This window comes from Pseudomonas sp. PIC25 (genome assembly GCF_002286785.1).
Classification (GTDB): Bacteria; Pseudomonadota; Gammaproteobacteria; order Pseudomonadales; family Pseudomonadaceae; genus Pseudomonas_M.
On record NZ_MUJY01000098.1, the window covers coordinates 62,421 to 69,748 of the forward strand.

At 61.1% G+C, this 7,328-nt stretch carries 7 protein-coding genes and 1 pseudogene; 6 read left to right on the forward strand and 2 right to left on the reverse strand.

The window, feature by feature from the left end; all coding sequences use genetic code 11:
* Positions 1 to 12 precede the first annotated feature (12 nt).
* Complete coding sequence (locus tag BZL41_RS12020) at positions 13 to 867, forward strand: pirin family protein (RefSeq protein WP_095599526.1); 855 nt, start codon at positions 13 to 15, stop codon at positions 865 to 867.
* Positions 868 to 1,066: 199 nt separating this feature from the next.
* Here the strand turns inward: BZL41_RS12020 and BZL41_RS12025 are convergent, their stop codons facing one another.
* Positions 1,067 to 2,269: a patatin-like phospholipase family protein gene (locus BZL41_RS12025; RefSeq protein WP_095599513.1), complete on the reverse strand. Its 1,203-nt coding sequence runs from the start codon at positions 2,267 to 2,269 to the stop codon at positions 1,067 to 1,069.
* A gap of 38 nt (positions 2,270 to 2,307) precedes the next feature.
* Complete coding sequence (locus tag BZL41_RS12030) at positions 2,308 to 3,243, reverse strand: lipid A biosynthesis lauroyl acyltransferase (protein WP_095599514.1); 936 nt, start codon at positions 3,241 to 3,243, stop codon at positions 2,308 to 2,310.
* A gap of 111 nt (positions 3,244 to 3,354) precedes the next feature.
* Here BZL41_RS12030 and minC point away from each other — a divergent pair, with 111 nt between their 5' ends.
* The 5 genes and pseudogenes from minC to BZL41_RS27975 all read left to right on the forward strand — a co-directional run.
* The gene (minC, locus tag BZL41_RS12035) at positions 3,355 to 4,089 is read left to right on the forward strand and encodes a septum site-determining protein MinC (protein WP_095599515.1); all 735 of its coding nucleotides are present in this window, start codon (positions 3,355 to 3,357) and stop codon (positions 4,087 to 4,089) included.
* A 97-nt stretch (positions 4,090 to 4,186) separates the two neighbouring features.
* A complete protein-coding gene (minD, locus tag BZL41_RS12040; protein WP_084334834.1) occupies positions 4,187 to 5,002 on the forward strand; it encodes a septum site-determining protein MinD in 816 nt (271 codons plus the stop codon).
* Complete coding sequence (minE, locus tag BZL41_RS12045; protein WP_084334836.1) at positions 4,999 to 5,253, forward strand: cell division topological specificity factor MinE; 255 nt, start codon at positions 4,999 to 5,001, stop codon at positions 5,251 to 5,253. The genes minD and minE overlap by 4 nt, the downstream gene beginning before the upstream one ends.
* A gap of 57 nt (positions 5,254 to 5,310) precedes the next feature.
* Positions 5,311 to 5,946 (forward strand): RluA family pseudouridine synthase, encoded by a 636-nt coding sequence (locus BZL41_RS12050; RefSeq protein WP_095599516.1) that lies wholly within the window; start codon positions 5,311 to 5,313, stop codon positions 5,944 to 5,946.
* Positions 5,947 to 6,072: 126 nt separating this feature from the next.
* A pseudogene (locus BZL41_RS27975) lies at positions 6,073 to 7,328 on the forward strand (RHS repeat protein); the annotation flags it as partial.

Below are 7,328 nucleotides of genomic sequence, written 5' to 3' on the forward strand. Positions count from 1 at the left end.
AGGAACCCCATGATGAGCCTGTTCCGTACCCTGCAATCCGTGCATCTCGGCCACCCCGCGTCCGATGGCGCCGGGGTGCGCCTGACCCGTGTCTTCGGTGGCTCCGGCGTCGAGCGCTTCGATCCCTTCCTCATGCTCGATGAGTTCGGCTCGGAAAACCCCGACGACTACATCGCCGGCTTCCCACCGCACCCGCACCGGGGCTTCGAAACCATCACCTACATGCTCGAGGGGCGCATGCGTCACGAAGACCACTTGGGCAACGTCGGTCGACTGGAAAGCGGTGGCGTGCAATGGATGACCGCAGCGCGCGGCATCATCCACAGCGAGATGCCGGAACAGGAGCAAGGCGCGATGCGTGGCTTCCAGCTCTGGCTGAACCTGCCGGGCAAGGACAAGCTGGGCGAGCCGGGCTACCGTGACTTCGCGCCCAACGAGCTCCCATCCGTGCGAACCGCCGCAGGCGTCGAGGTACGGGTGATCGCCGGCCGCTTCGAGGAAGGCGAGCTGGGCCAGGACGGCGCCGTGCAACGTCCGCACAGCGAACCCTACCTGTTCGACCTGCACCTGCCGGCCGGCAGCCAGGTCGCCCCTCGCCTGCCGGATGGGCACCGGGTCATGCTCTATGTCTACGAGGGAGAGGTGCAGCTCGACGGCGACACGCCAAAGGCGCTTTCGACCCGCCAACTGGCCCGGTTGTCCGAGCAGGGCGAACTGCGCCTGAGCAGTGCAGCCGGTGCCCGCGTATTGCTGATTGCCGGCAAGCCGCTGGGCGAACCCATCGTCCAGTATGGCCCCTTCGTCATGAACAGCCGCGAGGAAATCGAGCAGGCCTTGCGGGATTACCGGGACGGTACGTTGGCGTAAGGGATCATGTGACTCCCCCGGATTGCGCTGGCGCTTATTCGGGCTACGAATCTACATTCGCGATGAACTCGCTCCCACAGAAGCGGCTTGGGCTGGCCTGTAGGAGCGAGCTCTGCTCGCGAAAAATCGAGCAGCGCAAAAGCATCGCCAGCAGAGCTGGCTCCTACGGAAATCGTGGGTATTCACCCACAGGGGCGTGTCATTCGCCCAACGCAACCTCGATGGGCGGCGGAACCCGTGCCAGGCCGAGGAAGCCGATCAGCGCCTCCTTCTGGCTCATCGCGTCCTGATAACCCAACTCGATCAACTCGTTGCAGTAACCCGACTCAAACAACAGATAGCTGAGCACACTGGCACCGCTGGCCTTGGTTGCACCGGGGCCGCGCAGGAACAGGCGCAGGGCGCGGGGCAGTTCGTGATGGTGGCGGGCGGCGATCTGGTCCAGCGGCTGGCTCGGCGAAATCACCAGCACCTCGACCGGCTTCAACCCCAGCCCCCGGGGATGCAACCCGCTCGGTACCAGCCGGCTCATGTGGTTGAGCCGTTCGAGCAGTTCGATGTCGCCTTCCAGGCTGTCGATGAAGGTGCTGTTGAGCATGTGCCCGCCGATCTGCGCCAGGGTCGGCGGCCGGCCACTCTGTGGGCGCGGCAGCACGCTGTTGGCATCCCGCCCCAGCGGATTGCCGCTGACGCCTACCACCAGCACCCGGTTGGCCCCGAGATGCAGGGCCGGGCTGATCGGCGCCGACTGCCGCACCGCTCCGTCGCCGAAATACTCGCGGTTCAGCTTCACCGGCGGAAACAGCAGTGGGATCGCCGCGCTGGCCATCAGGTGCTCCACTGTCAGCCGGGTCGGCACCCCGACCCGGCGATGGCGGAACCAGGGGTCGATGGTCGCCCGTCCCTGGTAAAAGGTCACCGCCTGGCCCGACTCGTAACCGAACGCCGTCACCGCCACCGCACGCAACTGACGACGCGCCACGGCCGCGGCGATGCCGCTGAAATCGATCTCCCGCTCAAGCAGGTCGCGCAACGGTGCGTTGTTCAGCAGCGCCACCGGCACCTGCGAGCCCAAGCCGAGCAAGCTATGGCCAATGAACCGGCTGGCCTGGTGCAATACGCCAGGCCAGTCGCTGCGGTACACCTGATGGGTGCGGAAGCCCTGCCAGACGGCGGTCAGCCGACGGATCGCCTCGGTGAAGTGTAAGGCGCCGCAAGCCAGCCCCACTGCATTGATGGCACCGGCCGAGGTGCCGACGATCACCGGGAACGGATTGTGCGCGGCGTCCGGCAGCAGGTCGGCGATGGCCGACAACACCCCCACTTGATAGGCAGCCCGCGATCCACCACCGGAAAGGATCAGCCCGGTAACGGATTTGGCGGATTCGTCGACTGCACTCATGGCGGATTCCGGACCTTGTTGCTTCGAGTATAGGAGCGCTAGCGGTCGCGCTTGTCGTACAGCTTCGGCTCGCCCGGCGGCCGCGTCTTGAAGCGCCGGTGCGCCCACAGGTACTGCTCCGGGTGCTCGCGCAACACCGTTTCGATCCACTGATTGATGCGCAGGCAATCGGCCTCTTCGCTCTCGCCGGGGAAGTCGGCCAGGGGCGGATGGACCACCAGCCGATAGCCGGAACCGTCGGCCAGCCGCGTCTGGGTGAACGGCACGACACGGGCTTTGCCCAAACGGGCGAACTTAGTGGTGGCGGTCACGGTGGCTGCGGGAATGCCGAACAGCGGGACAAACAGACTCTGCTTGGCGCCGTAGTCCTGGTCGGGCGCATACCAGATGGCACGCCCGGCGCGCAGCACCTTGAGCATGGCGCGCACGTCCTCGCGCTCGATGGCGGTCGCATCAGGGTTGTGCCGCTCGCGGCCACGCCGCTGGATGAAGTCGAACACCGGATTCTTGTGCTCGCGGTACATGCCGTCGATGGTATGCCGTTGGCCGAGCAGCGCGGCGCCAATCTCCAGGGTGGTGAAATGCAGGGACATGAGGATCACCCCCTGCCCTTCTGCCTGGGCCTGCTTCAAATGCGCCAACCCCTCGACATGGGCCAGCCGCGCCAGACGCGTCCGCGGCCACCACCAGCTCATGGCCATCTCGAAGAAGGCGATGCCGGTAGAGGCGAAGTTTTCCTTCAGCAGGCGTTCACGCTCCGCCGGAGACCTGTCCGGGAAGCAGAGTTCCAGATTCTTCGCCGCGATCCGCCGCCGCGAACCGGCCACCCGGTACATCAGTGCGCCAAACAAGCGTCCGAGCAGGAGCAGTACCCGGTAGGGCAACTGCGACACCAGCCAGAGCAGCCCAAGGCCTATCCACAGCGGCCAGAAGCGCGGATGGAGGAACGAGGCGCGGAAAGAAGGACGATCCATGGACGAAACCGGACGAACGACAAAGCCGGGCATTCTACAGGACTGCATCCGGCTTGCGGCCCATCGGTGTTCTGGTTATAAGTCCTCGCCATTCATTGCAGTGGGCCGACCATGAGCCAAGCCGATCTCCTCGACCAAGACCCCGTCTTCCAGCTCAAAGGCAGCATGCTAGCCATCACCGTGATGGAGCTGGCGCACAACGACCTCGAGCGCCTCGACCGGCAACTCACCGCCAAGGTCGCCCAGGCCCCTAACTTCTTTCAGAACACCCCGCTGGTGCTGGCGCTGGACAAGCTGCCGCTGGGCGAGGGCGCCCTCGAGTTGCCGGCCCTGATGGACGTCTGCCGCCGCCATGGCCTGCGCACCCTGGCGGTGCGTGCCAGCCGCGAGGAAGACATCGCCGCTGCCAATGCCCTCGACCTCCCGGTGCTACCACCCTCCGGCGCCCGCGAGAAACCCCTCGACCCGGTCGAAGGCGCACCCAGGAAGCCGGAAAAACCCGCCGAACCCGAGTTCCGTCCGAGCAAGGTGATCACCACCCCGATCCGCGGCGGCCAGCAGGTCTACGCTCAGGGCGGCGACCTGATCGTCCTGGCACCGGTCAGCGCCGGTGCGGAACTTCTCGCCGATGGCAACATCCATGTCTACGCGCCAATGAGGGGACGCGCCCTGGCGGGCATCAAGGGCAACGCCCAGGCCCGGATCTTCTGCCAGCAGCTCGCCGCCGAACTGGTCTCCGTGGCCGGCCAGTACAAGGTCGCCGAAGACCTCAGACGCGACCCGCTGTGGGGCAGAGCGGTACAGGTCAGCCTGTCGGGAGACGTGTTGAACATCACCCGCCTTTAACGGATACTGCCGCGAATTTTCAAGGACCTGAATGGGAACCGGAGCCGCAGATTTCGCTCGTAAGTTCCTGCTTTTCTTTACTTTGGGGTGAATCACCTTGGCCAAGATCCTCGTAGTCACTTCCGGCAAGGGTGGCGTCGGTAAAACCACCACCAGCGCTGCCATCGGTACCGGCCTCGCCCTGCGTGGGCACAAGACCGTCATCGTCGACTTCGACGTCGGCCTGCGTAACCTCGACCTGATCATGGGCTGCGAGCGCCGCGTGGTGTATGACTTCGTCAACGTGATCAACGGCGAAGCCACACTCACCCAGGCCCTGATCAAGGACAAGCGTCTTGAGAACCTGTACGTACTGGCTGCCAGCCAGACGCGCGACAAGGACGCACTGACCCAGGAAGGCGTCGAGAAGGTCATCAACGAATTGAGGGAAAACTTCGAATACGTGGTCTGCGACTCGCCGGCCGGTATCGAAAAAGGCGCCCACCTGGCCATGTACTTCGCCGACGAGGCAATTGTCGTGACCAACCCGGAAGTCTCCTCCGTGCGCGACTCCGACCGCATGCTCGGCCTGCTGGCCAGCAAGTCGCGCCGCGCCGAGAAGGGCGAAGAACCGATCAAGGAACACCTGCTGCTCACCCGCTACCACCCCGAGCGGGTGACCAAGGGCGAGATGCTAGGCGTGGAAGACGTCGAAGAAATCCTCGCCATCCGCCTGCTCGGCGTGATCCCGGAATCCCAGGCCGTGCTCAAGGCCTCCAACCAGGGCATCCCGGTGATCCTCGACGAACAGAGCGACGCCGGCCAGGCGTACAGCGACGCGGTCGACCGACTGCTCGGCAAGGAAAAGCCGCATCGCTTCCTCGACGTACAGAAGAAAGGACTCTTGCAACGGCTGTTTGGAGGACGTGAATGAACATTTTCGACTTCTTTCGTGAGCGCAAGAAGGAATCCACGGCGTCCATCGCGAAAGAGCGTCTGCAGATCATCGTCGCCCACGAGCGCGGCCAGCGCAGCCAGCCGGATTACCTGCCTGCCTTGCAGAAGGAATTGGTCGAGGTCATCCGCAAATACGTCAACATCAACCAGCAGGACGTGCACGTCGCCCTGGAAAACCAGGGAAGCTGCTCGATCCTCGAACTCAACATCACCCTGCCGGATCGCTGATTCCCGCAGGTGACACGACGGCGGCCCCGGGCCGCCGTCGCCGTTTCCGGGCCAATCATGCCGCTGTCGAACATCCAGATCCTCCACCAGGACGCCGCACTCCTGGTAATCAACAAACCGACCCTGCTGCTCTCTGTCCCCGGCCGCGCCGAAGACAACCGCGACTGCCTGGTGACCCGCCTGCAGGAAAACGGCTATCCGGAAGCACGCATCGTCCACCGCCTGGACTGGGAAACCTCCGGCCTCATCGTCCTCGCCCGCGATGCCGACAGCCACCGCGAACTGTCGCGCCAATTCCACGACCGCGAGACCGAAAAGACCTACACCTCCCTCTGCTGGGGCGAACCCGAACCGGACAGCGGGCGCATCGAACTGCCTCTGCGCTACGACCCGCCGACCAAGCCGCGCCATGTGGTCGACCACGAACTGGGCCGCCATGCCCTCACCTTCTGGCGCGTGCTGGAACGCTGCGGCCACTACAGCCGCGTCGAACTCACCCCCATCACCGGCCGCTCCCACCAGTTGCGCGTGCACATGCTCGCCATCGGCCACCCCCTGCTGGGCGACCGCCTCTACGCCCACGAACAGGCCCTGGCCGCCTACGACCGCCTCTGCCTGCACGCCAGCCTGCTCGCCTTCACCCATCCGCAGAACGGCGAGCGTTTGCGCTTCGAGTGTCCGGCGCCGTTTTGAAGGCAAGAAGCATTTCCGTGATCAAGTCGATATCTATTGATAGTTATTTTCGGAAAACTTAAATCCACATTTTCCATTTCTGCTTAATCTTAAAAGCACATAACAGATTAGCAATAAAGGCACGCCATGGAAGAAATCAGCCGAAAACCCAAATCCAATTACTCCAAAATTCTTTCAAACACTTCGAAACCAAACAGAATTCTCAATAAAGCATCAAAGATCAAAGTATTCATCTCATTATTTGCAACCCTCATAGCACACCCACTATTAGCAGAAGATTTTTTCTGGCGTTCCTCTGCCAACCCCTCTATTACTGGCTCTAGCCCAGAGGAAACCTGTTACAGTTTTTTCTTATGGTATAAATCCTACGCAGCCAGCAATCGATACACCTATACATATGAAGGATCAACCTATAACGGACCGAACTCAAGCTCTAACTGTCGCATAGGTACTCTAGATAAGTATTACAATCAAAAAAGCACCTATACCTCCTATATGCTGAGAGCTGGGAACGGCTGCCTTGGTGGAAAAACATACAACCCCACTACTGGAGCATGCTCCTTCGACCTGAACAAAGGACAGCCACCATCCAATTGCAGTGAAGCATTTTCCGCCCCTCCGACAGTAGCCGGAAACCCTATTAACTTTGCCATAGGGAATAAATTTCAGGTTGAATTCAAATCTACAGCCGAACCACTCTCCGCAAATTACATCTACAACAGCCTTGACGGGCTTTGGCGCCACAATTACTCAACAAATCTGCAAATCACTCCATACGCGATTTCATTAATAAATTTCGACGGCAGAGAAAGCTTTTTTGATATAGATGGAACACATCTCACTCCAAACATATCAGGAAATCTTAAAAAGCATGAGACAGGCTGGAGCTACCATTCTCGAGACAATGTTCAATTTCTTTTCAACGAATACGGGCGCCTCATCCACCAAAAGTCTACTACACATCATGTAGAGATAAATCACTTGGAAGACACCCTTCTTATAAAAGATACTCTTGGCAATCAATTAAAAATACGCGAACGCGCTGACGGACAACCTCTTGAAATCAAAACCGACAATACAACAGCCTCCTTTTCATACGACACCAGTAACAGATTAAATAGTGTAACTTACAACCAGAACGGCCAAACGCTTGTCCGCCAGTACCACTACGAAGACCCCCGCAACCCCAAACTCCTCACCGGCATCACCGACGAACGCGGCATCCGCTACGCCACCTGGACCTATGACGACCAGGGCCGCGCGATCTCCAGCGAACACGCCAGCGGTGCCGAAAAGGTCACCCTGAGCTACAACGCCGACGGCTCCACCACCGTCACCAACGAACTGGGCAAGCAAACCGTCTATCGCTTCCAGACCATCCA

What these genes read in the sequence shown, in the direction of transcription:
- BZL41_RS12020 (WP_095599526.1), top strand. Translation starts at nt 13, where the DNA reads ATGAGCCTGTTCCGTACCCTGCAATCCGTGCATCTCGGCCACCCCGCG.
- BZL41_RS12025 (WP_095599513.1), bottom strand. Translation starts at nt 2,269, where the DNA reads ATGAGTGCAGTCGACGAATCCGCCAAATCCGTTACCGGGCTGATCCTT.
- BZL41_RS12030 (WP_095599514.1), bottom strand. Translation starts at nt 3,243, where the DNA reads ATGGATCGTCCTTCTTTCCGCGCCTCGTTCCTCCATCCGCGCTTCTGG.
- minC (WP_095599515.1), top strand. Translation starts at nt 3,355, where the DNA reads ATGAGCCAAGCCGATCTCCTCGACCAAGACCCCGTCTTCCAGCTCAAA.
- minE (WP_084334836.1), top strand. Translation starts at nt 4,999, where the DNA reads ATGAACATTTTCGACTTCTTTCGTGAGCGCAAGAAGGAATCCACGGCG.
- BZL41_RS12050 (WP_095599516.1), top strand. Translation starts at nt 5,311, where the DNA reads ATGCCGCTGTCGAACATCCAGATCCTCCACCAGGACGCCGCACTCCTG.